Annotated in this window: 15 protein-coding genes and 1 tRNA gene; 9 read left to right on the top strand and 7 right to left on the bottom strand. The window is 36.4% G+C overall.

Going from position 1 to position 22,157, the window contains the following annotated elements:
- The first annotated feature begins 153 nt into the window (after positions 1-153).
- The gene (locus FJ213_05050) at positions 154-843 is read left to right on the top strand and encodes a hypothetical protein (protein ID MBM4175526.1); all 690 of its coding nucleotides are present in this window, start codon (positions 154-156) and stop codon (positions 841-843) included.
- A gap of 262 nt (positions 844-1,105) precedes the next feature.
- Here the strand turns inward: FJ213_05050 and FJ213_05045 are convergent, their stop codons facing one another.
- A complete protein-coding gene (locus tag FJ213_05045) occupies positions 1,106-2,962 on the bottom strand; it encodes a T9SS type A sorting domain-containing protein (protein MBM4175525.1) in 1,857 nt (618 codons plus the stop codon).
- 270 nt (positions 2,963-3,232) lie between these two features.
- Here FJ213_05045 and FJ213_05040 point away from each other — a divergent pair, with 270 nt between their 5' ends.
- From FJ213_05040 to FJ213_05020, 5 genes are all read left to right on the top strand, one after another.
- Positions 3,233-6,004 carry a TonB-dependent receptor gene (locus FJ213_05040; protein ID MBM4175524.1) on the top strand — a complete coding sequence of 924 codons (2,772 nt, stop codon included), beginning with the start codon at positions 3,233-3,235 and terminating at the stop codon, positions 6,002-6,004.
- Between the two features lie 17 nt (positions 6,005-6,021).
- Positions 6,022-9,597, top strand: coding sequence for a hypothetical protein (locus tag FJ213_05035; protein ID MBM4175523.1), 3,576 nt, complete (start codon positions 6,022-6,024; stop codon positions 9,595-9,597).
- A 9-nt stretch (positions 9,598-9,606) separates the two neighbouring features.
- Entirely contained in the window at positions 9,607-10,677 is a 1,071-nt protein-coding gene (locus tag FJ213_05030) for a PorV/PorQ family protein (GenBank protein ID MBM4175522.1), read from the top strand.
- 131 nt (positions 10,678-10,808) lie between these two features.
- Complete coding sequence (gene pyrF / locus FJ213_05025) at positions 10,809-11,612, top strand: orotidine-5'-phosphate decarboxylase (GenBank protein MBM4175521.1); 804 nt, start codon at positions 10,809-10,811, stop codon at positions 11,610-11,612.
- Positions 11,609-13,117, top strand: a complete 1,509-nt coding sequence (locus tag FJ213_05020) for a DUF2851 family protein (GenBank protein ID MBM4175520.1) — start codon at positions 11,609-11,611, stop codon at positions 13,115-13,117. Before pyrF ends, FJ213_05020 begins: the two co-directional genes overlap by 4 nt.
- Positions 13,118-13,179: 62 nt before the next feature.
- Here FJ213_05020 and FJ213_05015 read toward each other — a convergent pair whose 3' ends face one another.
- The 3 genes from FJ213_05015 to FJ213_05005 are packed head-to-tail and all read right to left on the bottom strand — an operon-like array spanning position 13,180 to position 15,510.
- Entirely contained in the window at positions 13,180-13,770 is a 591-nt protein-coding gene (locus FJ213_05015) for a hypothetical protein (protein MBM4175519.1), read from the bottom strand.
- A gap of 3 nt (positions 13,771-13,773) precedes the next feature.
- Positions 13,774-14,751 carry an electron transfer flavoprotein subunit alpha/FixB family protein gene (locus FJ213_05010; GenBank protein ID MBM4175518.1) on the bottom strand — a complete coding sequence of 326 codons (978 nt, stop codon included), beginning with the start codon at positions 14,749-14,751 and terminating at the stop codon, positions 13,774-13,776.
- Between the two features lie 12 nt (positions 14,752-14,763).
- Positions 14,764-15,510 carry an electron transfer flavoprotein subunit beta/FixA family protein gene (locus FJ213_05005; protein ID MBM4175517.1) on the bottom strand — a complete coding sequence of 249 codons (747 nt, stop codon included), beginning with the start codon at positions 15,508-15,510 and terminating at the stop codon, positions 14,764-14,766.
- A gap of 109 nt (positions 15,511-15,619) precedes the next feature.
- On the opposite strand from FJ213_05005, the gene FJ213_05000 reads away from it, so the two are divergent.
- The gene (locus FJ213_05000) at positions 15,620-15,901 is read left to right on the top strand and encodes an ATP-dependent Clp protease adaptor ClpS (protein ID MBM4175516.1); all 282 of its coding nucleotides are present in this window, start codon (positions 15,620-15,622) and stop codon (positions 15,899-15,901) included.
- A 101-nt stretch (positions 15,902-16,002) separates the two neighbouring features.
- On the opposite strand, the gene FJ213_04995 is transcribed toward FJ213_05000, so the two are convergent.
- The gene (locus FJ213_04995; GenBank protein ID MBM4175515.1) at positions 16,003-17,376 is read right to left on the bottom strand and encodes a hypothetical protein; all 1,374 of its coding nucleotides are present in this window, start codon (positions 17,374-17,376) and stop codon (positions 16,003-16,005) included.
- A 262-nt stretch (positions 17,377-17,638) separates the two neighbouring features.
- On the opposite strand from FJ213_04995, the gene FJ213_04990 reads away from it, so the two are divergent.
- Positions 17,639-18,040: a DUF937 domain-containing protein gene (locus tag FJ213_04990; protein ID MBM4175514.1), complete on the top strand. Its 402-nt coding sequence runs from the start codon at positions 17,639-17,641 to the stop codon at positions 18,038-18,040.
- Positions 18,041-18,643: 603 nt separating this feature from the next.
- A tRNA-Ser gene (locus tag FJ213_04985) sits at positions 18,644-18,733 on the top strand.
- Positions 18,734-18,922: 189 nt separating this feature from the next.
- Here the strand turns inward: FJ213_04985 and FJ213_04980 are convergent.
- Both FJ213_04980 and FJ213_04975 read right to left on the bottom strand, forming a co-directional pair.
- Positions 18,923-20,197 (bottom strand): transglutaminase domain-containing protein, encoded by a 1,275-nt coding sequence (locus FJ213_04980; protein MBM4175513.1) that lies wholly within the window; start codon positions 20,195-20,197, stop codon positions 18,923-18,925.
- Positions 20,198-20,210: 13 nt separating this feature from the next.
- Positions 20,211-21,941 (bottom strand): T9SS type A sorting domain-containing protein, encoded by a 1,731-nt coding sequence (locus FJ213_04975; GenBank protein MBM4175512.1) that lies wholly within the window; start codon positions 21,939-21,941, stop codon positions 20,211-20,213.
- Positions 21,942-22,157 lie beyond the last annotated feature (216 nt).

The following is a 22,157-nucleotide window of genomic DNA, read 5'->3' as shown; positions in this document are numbered from 1 at the left end:
GCTGGAATGATTCCATCTTTTCAAATCACTATCAACAATGCCAAAAGATGGAATCATGTGCGAATCTTAGCTGTGAAGCTTTGAAAAGATAGAATCATTTAAAAAAGTTTTATTATTTTTGCAATCGAAATTTAATTAAGAAAAGGTTATAAAATGTTAGCTCCAAAAAAGAAAATAAGTAAGAGAGAGATTAAGCAAGATAAACTTGTTGAAAACTATTTTAAGGTAAAGAATTTTTATTTGAACTATCAAAAAGTTATTCTCGGAGCTGCTGGAGCAATTGTTTTGATAGCGTTCGTGATAATATTCTTAGCCAACAAGTCAAAAGAAAATGCTGAAGTTGCAAACACTGAACTCGCACGAGTATTGAAGTTATATGATCAAGCATCCTATCAACAAGCGATCGATGGAGTGCCGGGAAAAAACATACGAGGATTGAAAGCTCTTGTGGAAGACTATGGCAGCACTGAATCTGGTGAGACTGCTAAATTATATTTAGCAAATTCATATATGAGTCTCGGAAATATTGACGAAGCTAAAAAGTATTATGATGGTTACTCAGGAGATATAGACTTAATGAAAGCTGCCGCATATGCTGGAATTGCATCTTGCTATGAAATTAAAAATGACTTAAAAATGGCTGCTGAATATTTTATGAAAGCTGCAAATGTAGTTAAAAATGCTGCCGTTACTCCTGAATATTTAACTAATGCTGCAAGGACATATTCTTTAGTAGGTGATAAGGAGAGAGCAAAGAAAATTCTTGATCAAATGAAGAGGGATTTTCCTGAAACTCAATTCGCCCGCGATTATGATAAGTATGCAGCAGAGTTTCAAATTTAAACTCTTGCTTGCTTAACGGAAAAGATTCCATCTCTTACCAACCAAATCAGGATCTGGGGAGATGGAATCTTTTCTATCTTTAAGATGGCATCTTTTTGATTTGTATGTCCTGTGTAGTTGAGTAGTAATTAATAAAAAAACCCAATCTATTAAAAGATTGGGTTTTTATTTGAAGAACAATTTATTCGTTCTTTCTTCAGTATCAATCCCGAAAGGTCGGGATTTCTGACCTGTCTGCCGAAAGGCAGGTTCAACGATTTCATCATTTAATCATCATCATTTTAATTTCTTTGCTGAAGTTTCCGAATTTCAATTGTGCAATGTAAATCCCGCTTGAAACTTTACCGCCAAAATTGTTCATTCCATCCCAAACTACAGAATGCCTTCCGTTAATGTGCTCTTTTTCTGCAATAAGAGTTTTCACTTCCTGTCCGAGCTGATTGTAAATCTTTAAAGAAATTTTATCTGTAATTGGCAGGAAGAACGAAATTTCAGTTGATGGATTGAATGGATTCGGATAATTCTGATAAAGTTCATAGTCGTCAGGAGTTATAACAGTTAGATCCTTTGCCTCAACCCCAGTAGAAATTGTCCCTTCAATGATCCGGAAGCTCCATCGTTTTGGATTCGCTGCTCTAACAGACACAGAATCGAATTTGCTTGTACCAGAGTTCCATGTTAGCGTAATATGAGTCACACTATCTGACAAAGCCTGATAAGGAAGTAAAATATCCTCAAAACCGTCTTTATCAAAATCAGTATAACGAGCAAATATCTTCGAAGCGAAAGCGTTGTCTATCGTAAGTGTGGTATCCTTATTACCAAGTGAATCTTTTATGATTCGGGTTGTATATATAGTTGGATCACCTCTATATAATTTCGCAAATGTCCAATTTGCTAAATTTCTCTTATCACCACCTTGGAATTCTGCAGTTAAAACATTACAACCAGTACTCCCATAAGTGCTTGATGTGTAGATGTTCGGTTTTCCGTCTTTGTCTATATCGCCATAGCCAAAACCGAAAGTAACTAAAAGATCATCAAGGACCCCTGCGTCTTTGAAGTTCAAAGTAGTTACATTTGTTGAATCTATGATAGTAGTAGATTCTCCTGAATTGTAACTTATCATGTGAACAGTGCCCATATACGGACTTCCTGTTGCGTGATAATTTGGCAAGTAAACTTCCTCTCTGCCATCTTTATCAATATCAAATGTACCACCACCGAATAACGCTACATCATCGTAGGTTCCAGTCAGGAAGTAGTTTTGTTTTCCAATAGTAGTATCAGCTTCAAGATATGTGTTTGCTGTTGGGATTCTAACTGGAGAAACATTTTTGAAATTCCAAGCTTGGAACAAAAGTTCTTTGTTTCCAGCTCCGTCGAATTGTGCAATATGCATCGAGTAGGGTGTTCCTCCATTCATACCCCAATTGATAAGATCAACTCTGCTTTTTGAATACTCAGCAGTGAAACCTGAAAATCCAGGATCATTGGTATTCCAATCTCCAATTGCACTTATTATGAAAAATTTATCATTAGCGTTTGGAGAGGAGTTGTAAAATACGCATAATTCATTCTGGCCATCGGTATCAATGTCGTCGATTTCCATATACTCAGTACTTCCACTTACGCCTGTCATTTCAGGCAATGTGGTCGAGTTAATTACTTGTGAGGGGATCGTACCATAATTGTCACTACCGACTACTCCATCCCATTCAAATATGAAAATTCCATTACCGGAACTCTGGAATATGATCTCCTTTTTACCATCATTATCCAAATCACCGAATAATACATATCGAGGGGTGGAGCCTCCACCGGCACTAGCAACCTTTGGGGAAGACCAAACCAATTTAATTGAATCATTCCCAACTGTTTCAAACAAATGTACGTGTCCTTGGTCGAAATAATTGGTTAGACCAATTTCTGACTTTCCATCACCATCCATATCCGTTTCAAAGTAACAGCCACGGATACTTTTCAAACCGTTAAGAACAGAATCTACAGAAGATCCAGTCAGCAGCGGATAATCATAGGCTGTGGAATGTCGAACTTGTGTATAACTAAGTGAAGTAACGAGGAGAACAAGAAGAAGTGTAAGTATTTTTTTCATCATACCTCCTTAAGTATTTATGTTGTTTATTTTAAGCTAAAAAAATATGAATGTAATGTCAACCGTTCTATAATATTATTTTAATAATAACCAATAATCTCGTCATTATGAGTCTGGCTCTTCATAGTTGAGCTTTTATTAAACACTGACAATGATTTGCATTCTTGACATAAATTTTATTAATCAATATTTTGAATTAATGAAAAATTGGCATCATAAATGTTTTTATCATTGCAATACTCCAAAAAATTCATTCAGTAAAAGGGAATTAAGATGAAACGCTTGTTAATATACCTTTTGGTTTTTCTAATGTCTATGCTCCTGCATCCTATAACTCTCATCGCAGGCACAACCGGAAAAATCGCTGGGAGAGTTATTGACTTTAACACGAGGGACCCAATTCCGGGTGTTAACATTGTTGTATCGGGCACTGGACTCGGTGCGGCAACTAATCTTGACGGTTGGTATGTTGTCAATAACATTCCTCCAGGTAACTATTCGGTTGTAGTCTCTGCTGTCGGATATCAGAAAAAACAATTCAATGGGGTAAAAGTCTCAGTTGATTTTACTACCAAACTTAATGTTGAGCTTTCGGAAGAAGCGATTGCACTTGAAACTGTCGTTGTTGAAGCCTCTGCACCATTAATCAGACCAGATCTAACTTCCTCCCAAGCCACAATAGATGTTCAACAGATTGAAACCCTTCCAGTTGAAAGCATTCATCAGATTCTTGCCTTGCAAGCTGGAATAATACAAGGTGTTGGAGGCGAGCTTCACATTCGCGGCGGGCGCTCTAATGAGATCGCATATACTGTGAATGGTGTGTCGATTGCAAATCCATTTGACAATTCGCCTATGGTTCAAATCGCTACAAACGCAGTTCAGGAAATTTCAGTCGTGAGCGGTACTTTCAATGCAGAGTACGGAAATGCGCTGAGCGGAGTGATCAATACGATCACGAAAGAAGGTGGGAATAAATTAAAAGGTCAGATTTCTTTCTACACAGGGGATCATCTCAGTACAAGAAAGAAAACTTTTTTCAATGTTGAAGACATAAATATTTTCAGCAATAATGTTACAGAATTTACACTTGGTGGACCGGTTCCTTTTTTCAATAACAATGTGTCTTTCTTTCTATCGAGCAGATTAGATTACGACAGAGGGTGGTTATATGGAGTTAGAGAGCATAATACAACCGATTCGGTCTATATTAATCCAGCAAATCCGAATGATGTTCGAATTGCTGCGACTGGAGATTATGCAATTGTTCCGATGAATCCAAGCAATGAATTTAGCGCTACAGGGAAACTCACCATCAAGCCCATCCCGACAATAAAGATTAATTATGATGCAATTTTCTCAAATTCTCACAATAAGTTTTACTCGCATGATTTCAAGTATAATCCAGATGCAAACTATAATTACTATGAAAAAGGATTTATCACTTCACTCGATGTTAGACATGCAATTTCATCTAACACTTTCTATTCAATAAAAATGTCATATAACTTCAATGATTATAAGCAGTATCTTTATCCCCTTGAAGATGCTTCTGGAAAAGCAGTTGATTATTTTGCCGGTAAAGGTACGGATGGATTAAAAGCCAGCAATAGATATCAACCTGAAGAAAAACTCGTGCGCCCTACTTCGTACACTTTCTATTTTGGTGGAACAAGAAACGGTCATAACTATCAGCGTGCAAGAACTTATGGAGGCAAGTTCGATCTAACAAGTCAATTATCACAAAATCATGAATTAAGATTTGGTATGGAGACGGAATTCCATCAACTTGATTATGAAAGTTTTGTTGTGAAGCGCGATACAACGAGATATTTAGTCCCAACAATTCCTTCCACTGCTACAGCCGATCACGATTTGTACACAAAGAAACCATTTGAGTTTTCGGCTTACATACAGGATAAGATGGAGTATGAAAATTTTATTCTTAATATTGGTTTGAGATACGATTACTTCCATTCGAGATCGCAATACTCAACGAACATTACCTATCCTTCACCATATGATCCAACCTTGCCAGGATATGTTGATAAGACGAATCTCTTAGCCGATTCAAAACCAAAACATCAATTCAGTCCGAGATTAGGAATTTCGTTTCCAATTACTGATAGAGGTATAATTCATTTTTCGTACGGACATTTCTTTCAGATGCCGCCGTTCCAATACCTTTATTCTAATGCAAGCTTCAAATCGAGCTTCGCTACTTCCAATCCGCTTTTCGGCGACGCAAATTTGAATCCGGAAAAAACCGTCACTTACGAACTCGGATTGCAGCAGTTATTATTGGAAGACCTCGCATTTAATGTAACTGGATTTTACAAGGACGTTCGTGATTTGCTTGCAGTACAAACAATCCGAGTCTCGGGCGATAAAACATACACAAAATATGTAAATAAAGATTATGGCAATATCAAAGGAATTACCTTTTCGTTAACTAAAAGAAGATCAATCGATAGTCCTCTCGGTGTAACCGTAGATTATACTTTTCAATCTGGAGAGGGGAACGATACAAATTCTGATGCTTTCTTCCTCGATTTATCCTCTGGAAGGCAAAGTGAAAAACTCCCCGTTTATCTTTCCTGGGATCAAACTCATACTCTAAATACAACAGTAACATTCGGCGAATTAAATAATTGGAATGTTACGCTTGTCGGGAGAATTGGAACTGGACTTCCATATACACCGCAGATTACAGGACAGCAGGTTTACGTTCGTACAAACAGCGGGCGAAGGCCATCGCAAATGGTTTTCAATCTCTTCGCCGAAAAAGTATTCAATTTGTTCGGATTTAAATTTGTTGTATTCATGAAAGTTTTTAACCTATTCGACTCATTGATTGAGCGATTAGTTTACGACGATACAGGAAGAGCTACATATACTCTGCTTCAAACAAGCGGTGCGACTAAGTCGGTTGATGAACTTGCAAAACGGATTCCGGTAGTTCACACTGCTGAGGAATATTTTAATCGACCTCATTATTATTTACCGCCAAGAGAAGTTCGGCTTGGTGTTACAATTGGATTTTAATCGTCGGAGTATTGAAAATGAAAAAAAATAATTTCCTACGTTCTTTTATTCTCATCAATTTATTATTGGGCAGTTTAATTTCTGGTTTTGCTCAGACTTCTTCCGACAAAGATAAACGAACACAAGAGCATCAATCAATAAAGAATTTACTTCAAAGGGTAAATACTTCGATAAAATATTCCTCACAACTAAATGATAATCTTGAGAAGATAGCTTCACTCTCAAATCTAAAAAATAAATTCGCAAAAACGCTTGCCCACGCTGACCGTAAAAATTATTTCATGAATGGTAATAAGATCAGCACGGAAATATATAATTATGGTGGAATTGCACCGGGTTACGGACTTCTTCGAAATGTTAATAATCTCGTATGGAGAGGAGTCTCTTATGCATTTCAATTTTGTCCTTTTATTGCGGCGTCTGTTCCAAGTGGATTAGATAGTACACACAAGTTGCACATTATTTCAGATGGTTTGTGGGATTATCCTAATTTAAGGGAAGTCAATCCAACAGGTGATACTCTTTGGGGCTGGCAGCCGCTGAAGGGATTTGCAGACCCTTCACAAGGATTAATGGCGTCCAATCCAGCGGAAGATAAAGACGGTGATGGAAAGCCCGACAGCTGGCCAAGAGAGTGGTACAATCCTACACTTGGAAAATATGTTTGGCCTGGATATTTAGCACAGGATGCAACTAATGCCGATTTAGAAGTTTTTTGGGCGATGGACGATAGAGATAACGCTGAATTTCCATACTGGCCCTTTCCATCCGATTCATCGAGGCGAGGTCTTGGTGTGCAAGTCGATGGCAGAGCTTTACAATGGAGCAATGCTTTAGCAGAAAATACGATTTTCTTCGTCTATACGATCACTAATGTTAGTGAAAAGAATCTTGACTCAATATATTTTGGAATGTACGGCGATCCTGATGTTGGCGGTGGTTTACCCGTCGATCCTGGAACTGAAGTAAGAGATGATCTTGGATTTTTCGTTTCACCTTTTAACTATGATGTACCAGTTTATGCTCGAAGCATGGTCTACTTTTGGGACGAGGATGGAAAAGGGCACCTCGGTCTTCCGGTTGGATATTTAGGAGCTAAATATCTTGAAAGCCCAAGCAATCCGGAAAACGGCATTGATGACGATGGCGACGGAATGACCGACGAAACTCAAGATGATGGAATTGACAATGATAGAGATTGGAATCCAGTGACAGATGATATCGGAATAGATGGAATTCCAAACACAGGTGATCTTGGCGAGGGAGATGGTGTCCCAACTGCAGGAAAGAGACTCGCAGATGGAGCTCTTGATCCTTTATATCCAGGTGAACCAAATTTCGAATTAACCGATTTGGATGAGTCTGATCAGATTGGACTCACAAGTTTTAATTCGTGGACATGGAATACGGATAAAGTTTCAAACGACGAATCAATGTGGTTTAGGATTCAAGCTGGAAATTTCGGTGATATTCAACAACTCGAAGATATTGTTTTTATTTTCGGTTCCGGTCCGATTGCCTTGGCACAGAAAGAGATAAAACGATTTTCAATGGCATTATCGCTTGGCGAAAATTTAGATGATCTCTTAATTTCAGCGGAAACTGTGCAAAGAATTTACAATGCGAATTATCGATTCTTCAGACCCCCAACAAAACCAACTATAAGCGAAGTTCCGGGAGATAAAAAAGTTACTCTGTTCTGGGATACAAAAGCTGAAGAAAGTATTGACCCAATAACAGGACGCGATTTTGAAGGTTACGTAATTTATAGAAGCACAGATCCAACTTTTAATGATATTCAAACTATTACCGACGGCAAGGGTTCAAAATTTCTTTACCAGCCATTAAGAGATGTTAGTGGCGTGGAAGCAAAATGGGATGTGGCGATTCGTCCTGAACCATTCTCTGATTTGAACGGAAATACGAAATACGATATCGGCGAACCTTATGTAGATATGAATGGAAATGGAATTTGGGATGCTGCCGCACCTGACTATTGGAAAGGATATCATCCAGTTGAATATCAGGGAAGAGGTGTTCATTATTTCCTTGGAAACAATCGTGGTCTTGTGCATTCTTATGTTGATTCTAATAATGTTATCAATGGACAAACTTATTACTATGCGGTTGTTGCTTACGATCATGGCGACTCACTTGGAATTCCACCGACTGAGACTACCAAAAAAATTACAATCGATCCAGTTACATCGACTTTAACATTCGATGTAAATACGGTTCAGGTTATTCCAGGTCCAAGGGCAAGCGGTTATATTTCGAGTAACTCTTCTACAAAAGATCTTGTTCATGAGAAAGGAATTGGTAATGGAGAAATTTTAATTCAAATCATGGACGACCTTGCTGTAAAAGATAAGATTGATTATCGCATTACATTTGCGGATAGTTTTATCGTAAATAAGAAACCGGTATTAGGGAAAAATTATTCTGTCCTTCGCTTACAACCGGAATTGGAAACTGGAATAGCGTTTTACGATACTAACTTTTCGAAATTGAAAGCCGGGAATTTGAGTAAAGACAGCTTAATCCAGCTCAAAGACGATGCCGGTACAATTTATACAGAAAATTTAGATTATGTGATTGATTACTCAAGAGGCTTAATAAGAAGAACAAACATCAGCTCAATGCCGGTAACTAAAAAATATTCGCTTCAATATCGTTATTATCCCATCTATCAGAGCAGGACTTTAAGGGGTGAAGATGATAACGATGTTTTTGAGGGTATTAAATTAAAAGTGAAAGATTATGATGCTCTAAAAATAGATACAATCAAATCAAAATGGATTGAAGGAAAAACCAACTACACATTTAATATAGCGAAGGCAACAATTGGCGGTAAAATTATTCCAAGCCGTGCAGACTACGAAATTCGGTTCAGCAAATCTAATATCGATTCGGCTATGATTCTTATTGGCGGACGACTGATAAAATTCCCAGTTAAATATTCAGTTCGTGAAGTTACTACTGGAGTGCCGCAGCCTGCTTTAACATTTCTTAAGGAAAATGCTTTTTCACGAGATTCAGTTTGGAATCCGGGTGAAGAGATAATTATTTTCAAAGCAGGTTCTAGAGGATTAACTACAGATACTACTACATGGGGGATAATCATTACAAAGCCAACGAATCCAGCTGTTACTCCTATTGATCCGACCGATGGGGATGTATTGTTTGTCTCAACACAACGTCCGTTTTTATCATCAGACCAGTTTAATTTTAGATCAACGGCGTCCAGTTTCGATGCATCTCTAGCGAAAGGAAGATTGGATAACATCTACGTTGTACCGAATCCGTATGTTGCGATTAACGACTTAGAACCTTCAGTGAAACTTCCGGGTCAAAACAGAGGAGAACGAAGAATTTATTTCGAAAACTTACCACCGGAATGTACTATCAGAATTTTTACCCTTACAGGTGAATTAGTTCAAACTATAAATCATTATTCTTCACTTGCACATGGCAGAGAGTTCTGGAATCTACTCAACCGCGATGGATTTAGCGTTTCGTATGGAATTTATCTCGCTCATATCGATGCGCCCGGCATTGGTGAGAAATTAATAAAGTTTGCAATTATTAAGTGAGAATGAAAAATGAAGCGATCAGTAAATTCATCATCTTCATCAAAGGAGTTTTTTATGAAAAAGAATTTTATAATCGTCATCTCAGGTCTTATTATTTTTTTCAGTAATTCCGTCTACTCACAAATCGGTACAAGCTTAACAAAAACCGGCACTACATCAGCACAGTTCTTAAAAATTGGTGTTGGTTCGCGTGCACTTGGTATGGGAGGTGCCTTTACTGCATCTGCAACTGACGTTACCTCGATTTACTGGAATCCTGGCGGCTTAGCGTATGTGAATTCGAGAGAAGTGATTTTCAACCATGTTGACTGGCTGCTTGATGTAAAATTTGATCATGCCGCATTTGGAATGCAGGTCGGTGATATAGGAACGATTGGCGCTTTTGTTTCAGTTCTCTCTATGGGTGATATGCTCGTACGAACAATCGAAAAGCCAGAAGGAACAGGGGAATTATTTTCTGCAGGTGCGATGACAATTGGACTCTCATATGCACGAAGTTTAACAGATGATTTTTCAATCGGTTTCAATGCTAAATATATCCGTGAATACATTTGGAACGAATCTGCAATCGGATTTGCCGTCGACATCGGAACTCTTTATCGAATTCTGTTTTTAAATGAAACTCGACTCGGTGCAAGTATTTCAAACTTTGGGACTAAAATGAAATTGCAAGGGCGAGATATATTGAAATTGACTACTGCCGGACCAGGTGGGGGAAATGTAATTAACACTGAGCATCAATTAGATGCATTCGATCTTCCCTTGCTATTCAGAGTTGGAATTGCCGTAGATGTTGTCAAGACAGCATCATCACGATTGACAAGCGAAATAAACGCTATTCATCCGAATGACAATACAGAATATTTAAATACGGGGCTTGAATATTCGTGGAACGAAATGATATTTCTGCGTGCAGGTTATAAATCTTTATTTGAAAAGGATACAGAACAAGGTTTCACTCTTGGTGCCGGCGTCGATTATAGAATGTACGGCCTAATATCGTTAAAGGTAGATTATGCATATCAAGATTTTGGACGCTTGAAAAATGTACATTATTTCACATTGGGTGTGAGGTTTTAATCGGACAGAACCACGAATCAATCGACTGCATTAAATATTCGAGAAACAATCTGCTGAAAATAAAGCAATTGCATGAGACAGATTCCGTGTTAGCCAATGTTTTTCTATATTTGGCAAAGAGATGAGTAAAATTGGTGTCAGATTCTAAATTGAAAAATAAATCGCACCTTTGTGTAGGCATCGATATTTTACCCGAACTAATCCCAAATTCAATTAAAAAGAAAAAGAAACCGCTGCAATATTTTGTTGAATTAGTAATTAATTCGACAAGTGACTTTGCCGGTGCTTATAAGTTTAATTTAGCTTTTTTTGAGGCATTAGGTTCAGCAGGCTATAAGATTTTAGAGAGTACATTAAAAAAGTGTCCAAATCAAATTGAAAAAATTGGAGACGCAAAACGTGGAGATATTGATTCAACATCCAAGTATTATGCAAAATCGATCTTTGAGCATTTTGGATTTGACTCAGTTACATTAAATCCGCTGCTTGGTTATGATTCCATGCTGCCATTTTTTTCTTATAAAGGTAAAACAAATTATGTTCTGGCATTAACTTCAAATCGTGGCGCTGGTGATTTTCAAAAACTTAAACTTGAAAATGGGAAAATTCTCTCCAATCATATTTTGAAAAAAGTCAAATCATGGAATTTGATCCATCAAAATCTAGGTATCGTATTTGGTGCTACGCAGAAAGCGGAGTTCCATAATTTAGACCAGTCGATCAAAAAAATAAAAATTCTGATTCCTGGAATTGGTGCTCAAGGTGGAGATTTAGAATTTGTTTTGAAACATTTGAAAAAAAATAAATTGGAGTCATTCCTGATTAATTCAAGCCGCGGGATTTTATATTCAGGTATAGCCGACAATATGTCCAAAACTATTAATGAGAATGCACGTAAGCTGAAACAGTTAATTGATAATATCTATTACGATTGAAAAATCTTAAAAACATAAAAGAAAAATTCTTATACGAAATTTGGAAAAATCGAAATTATTCTGATAAGCTTTTTACAACCCATGGGGCTCAAATTAATATTATCGATCCTGGTGTTCAGGTCGATGGGGAAGAGGGGCCTGATTTTAAAAATGCACGAATTGAAGTCGGCGGAATAAAATATGTCGGTGATGTTGAGATCGATCCGTCAATAAGTGATTGGATCAATCATGGACACAATGCAAATGCGAAATACAATAAAGTGGTGCTTCATGTTTTTTTTATAAAGGATATCCGTGATTATATCCCTCGTACAGCCGCTGGCAGAAATGTACAATGCTTAATGCTTTCTTCTTTTCTTGCAACTGATATCCGCACTTCAATCCGTGATGCTATTTCTTCTGCACGCGATCATCGAGTTAAGGGAATAGCATGTATGTCTGCCAAGTCATCTGCAACGCAAGATCAAAAGATTCATTTTATACGCGATCTTGGATTAAGGCGATTTGAAAAGAAGTGCAGCAGAATACTTGACAGACTCAAAGAAATTCATTATGAAGAGATGCTTCGGAACCGAATGCGTGAACCGAGCATTAATTACTCTCCGAATGAAGATTTTTATAATAATGATGTTAGTCGGTCAGAATATCAAAATGAAAAAATTTGGCAGCAATTATTTTATGAGCTAACATTTGAAGCACTTGGCTATTCTAAAAATAAAGACAGCTTTAGGAAAATTGCACAAGAAATTGATATCGATTTTCTTCAAAAGAATACAACAAAGGATAGTTTCGTTAAAAATGCAGAATTTCTATATCTATCGATATCCGGATTGAAGCCAAATATTAATGATGTAAAATTCGATGAATCTAAAAACTATATTCGCTCAATGAATGGCTACTGGGACACAGTCAAGAAATACTACAGCGGCGAAATAATGGATAATTCAAAATGGCACTTCTTCCAATTGAAACCGCAAAATTTTCCTACGATTCGAATGGCTGGAGGTGTCAGGATCATATATGAAATTCTTCATAATAATCTTCTTGGACGCATCATGTCGGCTTTTGAGCAGATTGAAATTTCATCGCAAATGACTCGCGAACTCCGCTCTCTCGTGATTGTTAAGGCAAGCGGTTTTTGGCGGAATCATTATCACTTTGATAAACGTGCAAAAACTCCATTTCAATATTTTATTGGTAGTTCACGCGCTGAAGAGATTGTCATCAATGTTGTGCTGCCATTCATTAAAGTATTATCGGACGTTTTTGGGAGACAAAAAAATTCTTTGAAGGTTATCTCAGTTTACAAAACAATGATGCAGAGGACTGACAATAGAGTAACTGTTGATGTAGCGAATGCTCTATCATTGCCAGATATATGGAAACAAAGTGTTTTTTATCAAGGATTGATCGAACTGTTTCGTGAATATTGCAGTAAGAAACGCTGCAATGAATGTGGAATCGGGAATCCGGAAAAAATAAATCAAATCCCTGTTGGATCTTAAAAAAAATCTATCTTTTTTTACGTTGATTAAATTTTGAAAGATGGAATCTTTCGGAGTTTCCCTTAGTTTTCACCAGATAGTCTTTTTAATTCATCTCGAATCTTTGCAGCCCTTTCATATTCTTCCTTATCAAGTGCTTCTCGAAGCTGAGTCTGTAGCTGGACGATTTTGTTTTCACGAGTAATTTTCTTCGGAGGAGATTTCTTTTCGATCGGAAGTCCGTGTGTTACTTCATCGTCATCCGCATTTGGTATGAATGCTGCTTCTTCGAGTACTTTTTCATTAGCGAAAATTGGGCATCTGAATCTTACTGACATTGCAATTGCATCACTTGGTCTTGCATCAATTTCCTGGCTTAATGTGGAAAGCTCAAAGATCATTTTTGCAAAGAAAGTGTTATCCCGAAGTTCATCAATAACGATTTCAATCAATTGACCGCCGAGTGATTCAATAATCGTTTTGGTTAAATCGTGCGTTAGAGGCCGCGGCGGTTTTATCCCTTCCAATTCGAGTGCAATTGCCTGTGCTTCAAATGCACCTATTATGATAGGCAATCGTCTCGTTCCATTGACTTCTTTTAAAATCAAAGCATATGCGCCACCGGAAGTCGGTGTCGCAGATAATGCCGATATCTCAACTTGAATTTTGTGCAAATCTTATCCTACAACTTTTTTTAATTCTTCGTTCATCACTGGAAGTATTTCAAATACATCTCCGACTAATCCATAATCTGCAATTTGAAAGATAGGTGCATCTTTATCTTTATTAATTGCTACAATGCACTTTGCTGAAGACATTCCTGCCAGATGTTGTATAGCTCCGGAAATTCCACAAGCAATATAAAGCGATGGGGAAACTGTTTTGCCTGTTTGACCAACTTGTTCGCCATGAGGACGCCAACCAGCATCGACTACTGCGCGTGAAGCACCAACAGCGGCTCCTAGTGTATTTGCCATTTCTTCCAAAAGATTAAAATGTTCTGGACCTTTCATCCCTCTGCCGCCTGATACTATGACATCCGCTTCGGCAACATCCAATTTCTCAGATGCTTTAACAAACTCTGTAACTTTTGCTCGAAGATCTAACTCATCATCGCTGACATCCAGGACGGTGATGTTTGCTTGGGTATTGAACCCATCTTCATTGAGAGGAATACTGTTTGGACGGATTGTTAAAACAGTATTTGCAGAACTCAATGAAAATTTTAAGTTAGATTTGCCAGCGTAAATTGGGCGAATAGCATTAATCGAACCATCTTCAGAAGAGATATCAGTACAATCGGCACTATATCCGGCATTTAATTTAACAGCAATGATTGGAGCCAAATCTTTTCCGAGTGCAGTATGAGATAATAGGATTAAATTTGATCCTTCCTTCTTTGCCGTGTCAGCGATTAACTTTCCATACGCAGTACTTGAATAATTTTGTAACGATTTATTTTTTAAGTGTATTACTTTAGTTAGACCATGATCGTTCAATGCATTTAAATTTGAGATATCATTACCGAGTATTAGCCCAATAACTTCACCATTTAATTCCTTAGCGAGCTTGACACCTTTTCTCGCTGGTTCGTAAGATTGTTTTTTTATTTCTCCATCTCTTTGTTCAAGAACTACTAAAACTTTTACCGACATTTTTTCCTCCAATTAAATAACTTTTGCTTCTTCTCTTAATAACTTGACCAATTCTGGAACAGCAGAAGCATCAGTTCCAACGATTTTACCTTTTCTTTTTCCTTCAGGCATTTTTAAATCAATTACATTTAATCGGTTTAAATTCCCATCAAATTGTTTTTCTTCAATAACTTTTGATTTCGCTGCCATAATTCCTTTTAAGGATGCATATCTCGGCTCATTCAATCCTTTTTGAGCAGTTAATACAAGAGGAAGTTTTGATTTTACAATTTCTTTCCCGCCTTCAATTTCCCGCTCCGCAGTTACTTCATTCTTTGTTATATCCAATTTAACTACGGTACTTATAGATGGATAACCAAGAAGTTCAGCAAGCATTTGACCTACAGCTGAACTGTCATAATCGACCGATTGTTTACCGCAAAAAATGACATCAGCATTTAAATTTTTAATTTCACCTGCGAGCGCTTCTGCAACAGTCAGAGAATCAACATTGACAGGACCTTTGATTAAAATTCCTTTGTCGGCACCCATTGCGAGTGCTTTCCTAATTGACTCTTTGGAAGCATCTGATCCATAACTTATGGCAGTAACTTCACCACCGAATTTTTCTTTTGTTTTTAGTGCCTCTTCAACAGCAAATTCATCATATGGATTAATGACGAATGTAATCCCTGCTGGATCTATTGCATTCCGTTCGGAGTTTATTTTGATTTTAGCCGCAGTATCGGGCACATGACTTACACAAACAATAATGTTCATCAATTATTTCCTCTGCATTTTTTTTCGAAAATAATTTACTATTCCAACGATAAAATAGCAATTGATTAAATAAATGATTGTGACTAAATTTTTCCCAGAAATATTTTTTATGACTGAAACTACGGTAAAATATGAACCCGGCATTGATGATGGAATTGATGTCGGACTTCCTGCTAAAGTAATTTTATTTAATGATGAAGTACATACTTTCGACGAAGTGATAGCACAAATTATTAAAGCTGTTGGATGTTCTTTTGATAAGGCTGAAGCAATGACGTTGGAAGTACATCTGCGGGGTAAAGCAGTAGTGTTCTTTGGCGAAATAAGTGAATGTTTGAAAGTCAGCGGCGTATTAGAAGAAATTGCTCTGCACACGCAAATAGAATCTTAGAACTTGATGTAATAATAGAATTATTTTATCGAGAATTTTATTTTTTTAAAATAAAAAAGCCGCTGAACTCAGCGGCTTGCAAAATCCAAATTTGTATTTTACTAATACTTTAATTCAATCTCACGAATTACCATATTCTCATAATTCCCTTTACCTTTCACAACTTCCATTTTCTTAGTCACTTGTGCCAATTCTATCAGGATTTGACTGTCTCGGTTTACTTTGAATTCCCTGTCGAAGAATTGATAATGCGGATGAATGATTTTTATTCTATAACGTTTATACCTCTCTATACCAAAATAATGACCTTTGGCGAAAACTTCCTTTTTGAAAATCGGTGTTCCCAGCAAATTAGCATAAAGATTATAATTGGTCTTCAGCATATCATTCGTGGTCCAATAGACTTCTCCGTCACGGGTAGTCTTAGTTTTAAGTTCGCTGGTGATTAACGACCATGGATTAATACCATAATCCGTGAAGTATGTGAAGAGTTTGCTCTGCATAGAAAATTTATCGAGAACTTTTTCCGATGCACAATTTTTGAATCCATAAAACCCGTAGTCAAAATTAGGTGCACGAAGTGCAAAGTCTGAGAATCTTTCGAATGCTTCAACGCCTAATTCTGTGCCATCGATTGGGGTAATTGTAACCAAAGCCCCTTCAACTGGAAAATGAGTTTCATTGTCGCGGACTAAAAATGATACATTCGCTAAATAATCTTTTATATAATCTAACCTGTCGAAATAGTAGTAGTCTGCAAAGTTGTCCATTCCGGTTGATATGTCCTTGTACTCAAGTGTAAGGTCATCGAAAGGTGTTTCACTGAAAGTTTGAAAACCTGGATTCTCAGAGATTTCTAATGGGAACAATTTTCCCGATTGAGTTTTAAATGTCGATGGTATTGCAAGGTTTCTGCAAAATTGTTGTTCGAATCTTATAAATTTGCTGGGTGAAAAATCGAGAACATAATCAAATGTTTCCGAAGGCCAATTTTTGTGGTAGTAGTTTAAATTTGGAACCCAAAATTTATTATCCTCAACAATACATTCGAAATGAATCCCGTTTACCTTTAACATGTTGCGGTCTGCTTGATATTCAAGCGGGAATGCAGCTATGTATCCTTCTGAAGATTTATAATGCAGCCATAAATCACAGTAGGAATTATTTTTTAACGGTTTACCAAGACTGAATAACTCAGCATTCACACCGTAATAATAATCAGAAATCCCTCTTGGAAGGCAACATCCATGAAAAACCTTTGAACAAAAACCCTTTGAGACAAGATCAACTTTGTTGTCCTTAAGAGCTTGATTCAGTCTTTCATTTGAGTCACCCCGAAAAATGATTGCAGTTGGACCTTTCTCTTCGATTACAACTGTCTGATCTTTAACCTCTTCTGGTTCAGAAGCAGAGCAGCTAAAAAAGATGAAAGGAACAAATAAAAAGAAAACAAGATGTAAAATTCTATTTTTCATAAGGCCCATCTTTGTTTGTGGTCGATAATTCATGCAATTTGTCGAAAGTCTATGCAAATTTTTTGAAAAAGTAAAGAAAATTTTCTTGTTTTTTGCATTTTTTTTCAATGCTTAAAATAGCTCTCAAATAGATCTTCAAGAAAATCTCCAACTTCTGGTTACAATATGATGTGCGGCCATCATATAAGTTGGAACTTCACACTTCAGTAAAATGTTTTAGTACATGAATAATCATTACAACAAAAGAAAAGAAAGGACTCAAATGGATATTTTAAACACAGTTACGTCTGCACTTGGCGGAGGAAAAGATGATTCGCAAAGTGATTTAATGGGAACAATAATGGGATTAATCGGCGAGCAAAGTGGTGGATTAAATGGTCTCATTCAACAATTCTCATCGAAAGGTCTTGGCGACGTGGTCTCTTCTTGGGTACGAACTGGAGCAAATCTTCCAATCTCAGCAGAACAAATTCAAGATATTCTCGGTTCTGATACCATAAGTAATTTAGCTTCGAAGCTTGGTATGGATTCAGATTCACTATCTAGGCAGCTATCCAACTTAATTCCTCAAGTAGTTGACAAATTAACTCCCGACGGAAAAGTTTCAGAGGGGGATATATTAAGTCAAGGTATGAATCTTATCAGTGGACTTTTTGGCAAATAAAAAGATTAATCGCTAGATCATAAAAACCACGAAATAGGCTTTCGTGGTTTTATAATATTCGCATGTAATTTAATACTGTTAAATATCATATCTGATAGAGAGAACAGAAGCAATGATTCTTTATTCTGTCCTTACATTAACTGATGTTCGAGACTCAGTTTCACATTTCTTATTCTATTTCTACTGATGTTATATCGATAAAGGATTTTTAGCTCCGTTTGGAGCTACATACTCTTAGTATATGAACACACTAAATTATTAGTCCCACAGGGACGGAATATTATTTCTCACTATTTTTATTCGCAGTACATAATTTGGTGAGAAAAATTATAATCGAATTTTGAGATTTCCATAAAAATCTTACAGAATCTAAATTCCTAGGTCAGAATTAAGGGATTGAATAAATGTCATTGAGCATCGTCGATAGAAAAATTATTTATATATTTGTAACCAATAGAGAGTGATTTAATTTCTTCTAAGTTCTTGGATAAATGCTCTCTTGATATTGATAATTTATAAAGATGCTGAGACGATTGAGCAGAGCGGTCACGCGGCGAAGCCGTCGCTTCAGGAAAACCGTTGCAGTTTGAAATTATTTTTTTTGGAGAGATGCCGGAGTGGTTGAACGGGGCGGTCTCGAAAACCGTTGTGCACTTATGTGCACCCAGGGTTCGAATCCCTGTCTCTCCGCTAATGTACTTTATATAAATTTAAAGAGAGCGAAGGATGGAAAGTAATACTAACTCGCATATCTAATAGACAGCAACGACTTCAACAGCATAATGCTGGAAAATTTCGTTCAATCAAATCCCACGGTCCACTGATACTTCATTATAGAGAATTTTTTTCAACAAAAAAAAGCTATCCAACGCGAGAAATATTTTATGTGGATATAAAAACGAGTCGTGTCATTAAAATGATTACATTGCTGCTGTCACCGACTGGTCGGTGACAGCATTTAAATAATTGATCAACCGGAATCCAACCATAACCTTCGAAGTATGCTTCGCACCAATCGTGTAAATTTACTTCGGGAGGATGAAGCATCCATCCGCTTTGCCACTTTGTTGGAATTCCATTGTATCTACACAAAGTCATAAACAGAAGGGTTTTTATTCCACAGTCGCCATGCATGTTTTTAAGACAATAATCCGAAATATTCTCTATAGTAGAATATTCTCTCGCACTTGCCCAAGGAATGTTTTCATCAATCCATGTGAAAATTTTTTTTGCCTTAAGAAACGGATTTTTCTCATCGTTAACAATTTGCTTCGATAGATTTTTTATTTCGCTGGTGAATGCTATGTGAGGAAATCTTTCTGATGTAAATTTTTTATAAGTGTCTGAATCTTTCAGATATGGTTGAATTAATTTTGGGTCAATCTTATACATATCACTGAAGGCTGTATACGAAACCACAAAATTAAAAACAGTCGGCACACCTTTCTCCGCAGTTTTTTCTATGTAAATTGTTCTTTGAAGATTTTTATTATCAGCAACAACATATTCTTTACTGTTTACTGAAAGAAGTTTTATTGATTTCTGTCTTCCAATCTCACGAGGAAACGGCAACCAGCATCTTATTACCTCACCTTCGGGAACGACATCAGGTTTTACCGTAACTGTATAATTTAATTTTAGGTTAACTGGTTTTACCAATCGGCTATTTCCTTTTTCAACTTCTTCAAAAACTTTCGGGAGATATTCTTTTAAATATTCATCGAGAGCATCGGGTTTATCGCCGTCAATTTTCTTTTTCTGATTCTTTGCAATTTTATTTATTCTAAAAAGATTTGCATCGGCGTTATTGAAATAAAATTTTTTTCCGTCTATTATTTTGAATTCAAGCGAACCGTCAGCTTCCCATTTGCTAATCATGTTATCATTTACATCAGGATAATATTTTTTTATAAATTGAATTACTTCTTCGCGCGTACCTTGAAAATCTTTTCTGATTCTATCCATAACTTCTTTCTGAAATTCCAGATTGAGAATTTCAGTTTTTGGTAAATTTCCTTTTTGAATTGTTTCATCGATTAATTTTGCTGCAATCGTGAAATTCCCTTTAGAAATTTCTTGGTTGATGTTTGGAAAATTTGTTTGCGAAAATATTTTTACTGCGATCAGCAAAATCATAAATGATGTTAAGAATTTCATTTTCTTCACTTATTTATTTAAGATAAACTAAGTTTCGTTCTTGAGTATTGTTATTATATTTCATCGCTATAATATACATTCCGCTCGGAATGTTATCCGGAATCCATTCTAATTTCTGTATTCCGATATTTTCAACAGTTTTTTCAAGTAAAGTTGTGATTTTTTCTCCAAGCAAATTATAAATTGAAATATTAACATCTCCGGGATGAAAAATATTAAAACTAATATTTACCTGACCGTTGAACGGATTAGGATATGGAGGATATAAATTAAATCCACGACTGATTGAATTATAATCCTCGTTTATCAATTCTTCTTCAATCTTTGTTGGTTCTTGATTTTCATAATAAGGATTTCCAAGTTCTATCCATCGCCAATATGAAAAATCCGGTGCATGAATCACATTAATGTCACAAGTCATGTGAAGTTTGTTATCAGCACCATTCGGCAAAGTATTGAACGAACCATTTTCAGTAATGTAAACTATTCCTTGCCTGCCTGACGAGTGAACGGTTCCAATTCCTGGAAAACCTAATTCGACCAAATAATAGCTATCGATATAATTCTGCGCAAAATAATTATAGAAAACTCCCGTAACAGCATTTAACAAACCTTGATCCATCAAACTCAATGGAATATCGAGAGAAGTTACAACTCCGGATTTAAAAGGTTTTGAATATGGCGATGGGAATTCTTTTGTCCTCCAGTTGTGCGGAGTAACTAAAACATTTCTAAATTCTTTTGAAACAGTAATTCGATGAGATTCAGGCGGATTGCCTTTATAGTTGCTTGGATTAATTGCGAACCTGACAGATGGAATCAAATGCCCTTGTGAATTTTCTCTTTGAATTTCTTCAATATATTCTTTTCTGATTTCTGCTAAATTTTCACCTTGTACTACTTGAATCCAAACTCCAGGGCGCCAAAGAGCTTCATCCCATCTGTTTGCTCGTTTAAATTGAATTTCACCTGAGTTTCCGCTTCCGGCATCGTAAGAAAAATGATACCAATAGTTTCCACTAACATTATTAATTTTTGTGATGAAATGAGTTTTGCAGCTATCGTCAAAGTAGTATTCAATCGGAATATTATTTTTCCGTGCAACTGCAAGAATTACATCGAACATTGAATAGTAACTTGAATCGAAAATATCAGGACGAACTGTAGTTATTGAATATTGGTTTGGATAGAATGAAAAATTATTACTTAGAATTCTAACTTGAGAAGTTTGCACAGTAGATGCCGAATGAGCTGAGATCAAAACACTTGGAGTTCTAAGTTGAGTTAAATTCATGCTTGCCGGGAAATGATGGCATCCTCTGCAATTGTTATCGGACGGAATTGCCGTATGCAATTTTGGAAATAATTTTGTTCGAGTAACAGAACCATTACCACCTGTAATGTGACATGTGTTGCAGCTTTTCAGTTCAGGAAGTTTATGCCACGTTCGGCTGAGATAGTTCCCTATTTTAATCTGATAGAGTCCATCCTGAGTTGTGAGTGAGTATATATTCCCGTTTGAGTTTGAATTATCAAGCGTTATTGTGTTTCCATCGGATTTTACTAAAGAAATCGGAATTCCCGAAGCAATGGAAATTCCCAAAGTATCTCCGAATATTGTACCACCAAGCTTGAAGTTTGAGTGACACGAAAAGCAATCTGATCCAGGATTATGCTGGGCGAATATTCGTTGAAAGAAAACAATTGAAAATGAGAGAATGAATATGACTCTAATAAATCTCATTGTTTTTACATGAATTTAGTTAAAAATTAACAAATTTTCTTAACTAAAGATATTCTAATATATCGGCTTTCAAATAAGTAACTTTGAAGGGTAATTAGTCAAACTTAGTTGAAAATATTAAGAGAGGCCATTTCAATTCAAGCTACCTTTCTTTGATGTAACTTCAATTCTGATTGAATCGCTGATCTTAATAAATTTAATTTTTTATGATTACTT

It is taken from the genome of Ignavibacteria bacterium, from assembly GCA_016873845.1.
Taxonomy (GTDB): Bacteria; Bacteroidota; Ignavibacteria; order Ch128b; family Ch128b; genus JAHJVF01.
This window is presented reverse-complemented; position numbering and strand designations above follow the sequence as displayed.

What these genes read in the sequence shown, in the direction of transcription:
- FJ213_05050 (MBM4175526.1), top strand. Translation starts at nt 154, where the DNA reads ATGTTAGCTCCAAAAAAGAAAATAAGTAAGAGAGAGATTAAGCAAGAT.
- FJ213_05045 (MBM4175525.1), bottom strand. Translation starts at nt 2,962, where the DNA reads ATGATGAAAAAAATACTTACACTTCTTCTTGTTCTCCTCGTTACTTCA.
- FJ213_05040 (MBM4175524.1), top strand. Translation starts at nt 3,233, where the DNA reads ATGAAACGCTTGTTAATATACCTTTTGGTTTTTCTAATGTCTATGCTC.
- FJ213_05035 (MBM4175523.1), top strand. Translation starts at nt 6,022, where the DNA reads ATGAAAAAAAATAATTTCCTACGTTCTTTTATTCTCATCAATTTATTA.
- FJ213_05030 (MBM4175522.1), top strand. Translation starts at nt 9,607, where the DNA reads ATGAAGCGATCAGTAAATTCATCATCTTCATCAAAGGAGTTTTTTATG.
- FJ213_05010 (MBM4175518.1), bottom strand. Translation starts at nt 14,751, where the DNA reads ATGTCGGTAAAAGTTTTAGTAGTTCTTGAACAAAGAGATGGAGAAATA.
- FJ213_05005 (MBM4175517.1), bottom strand. Translation starts at nt 15,510, where the DNA reads ATGAACATTATTGTTTGTGTAAGTCATGTGCCCGATACTGCGGCTAAA.
- FJ213_05000 (MBM4175516.1), top strand. Translation starts at nt 15,620, where the DNA reads ATGACTGAAACTACGGTAAAATATGAACCCGGCATTGATGATGGAATT.
- FJ213_04995 (MBM4175515.1), bottom strand. Translation starts at nt 17,376, where the DNA reads ATGAAAAATAGAATTTTACATCTTGTTTTCTTTTTATTTGTTCCTTTC.
- FJ213_04990 (MBM4175514.1), top strand. Translation starts at nt 17,639, where the DNA reads ATGGATATTTTAAACACAGTTACGTCTGCACTTGGCGGAGGAAAAGAT.
- FJ213_04980 (MBM4175513.1), bottom strand. Translation starts at nt 20,197, where the DNA reads ATGAAATTCTTAACATCATTTATGATTTTGCTGATCGCAGTAAAAATA.
- FJ213_04975 (MBM4175512.1), bottom strand. Translation starts at nt 21,941, where the DNA reads ATGAGATTTATTAGAGTCATATTCATTCTCTCATTTTCAATTGTTTTC.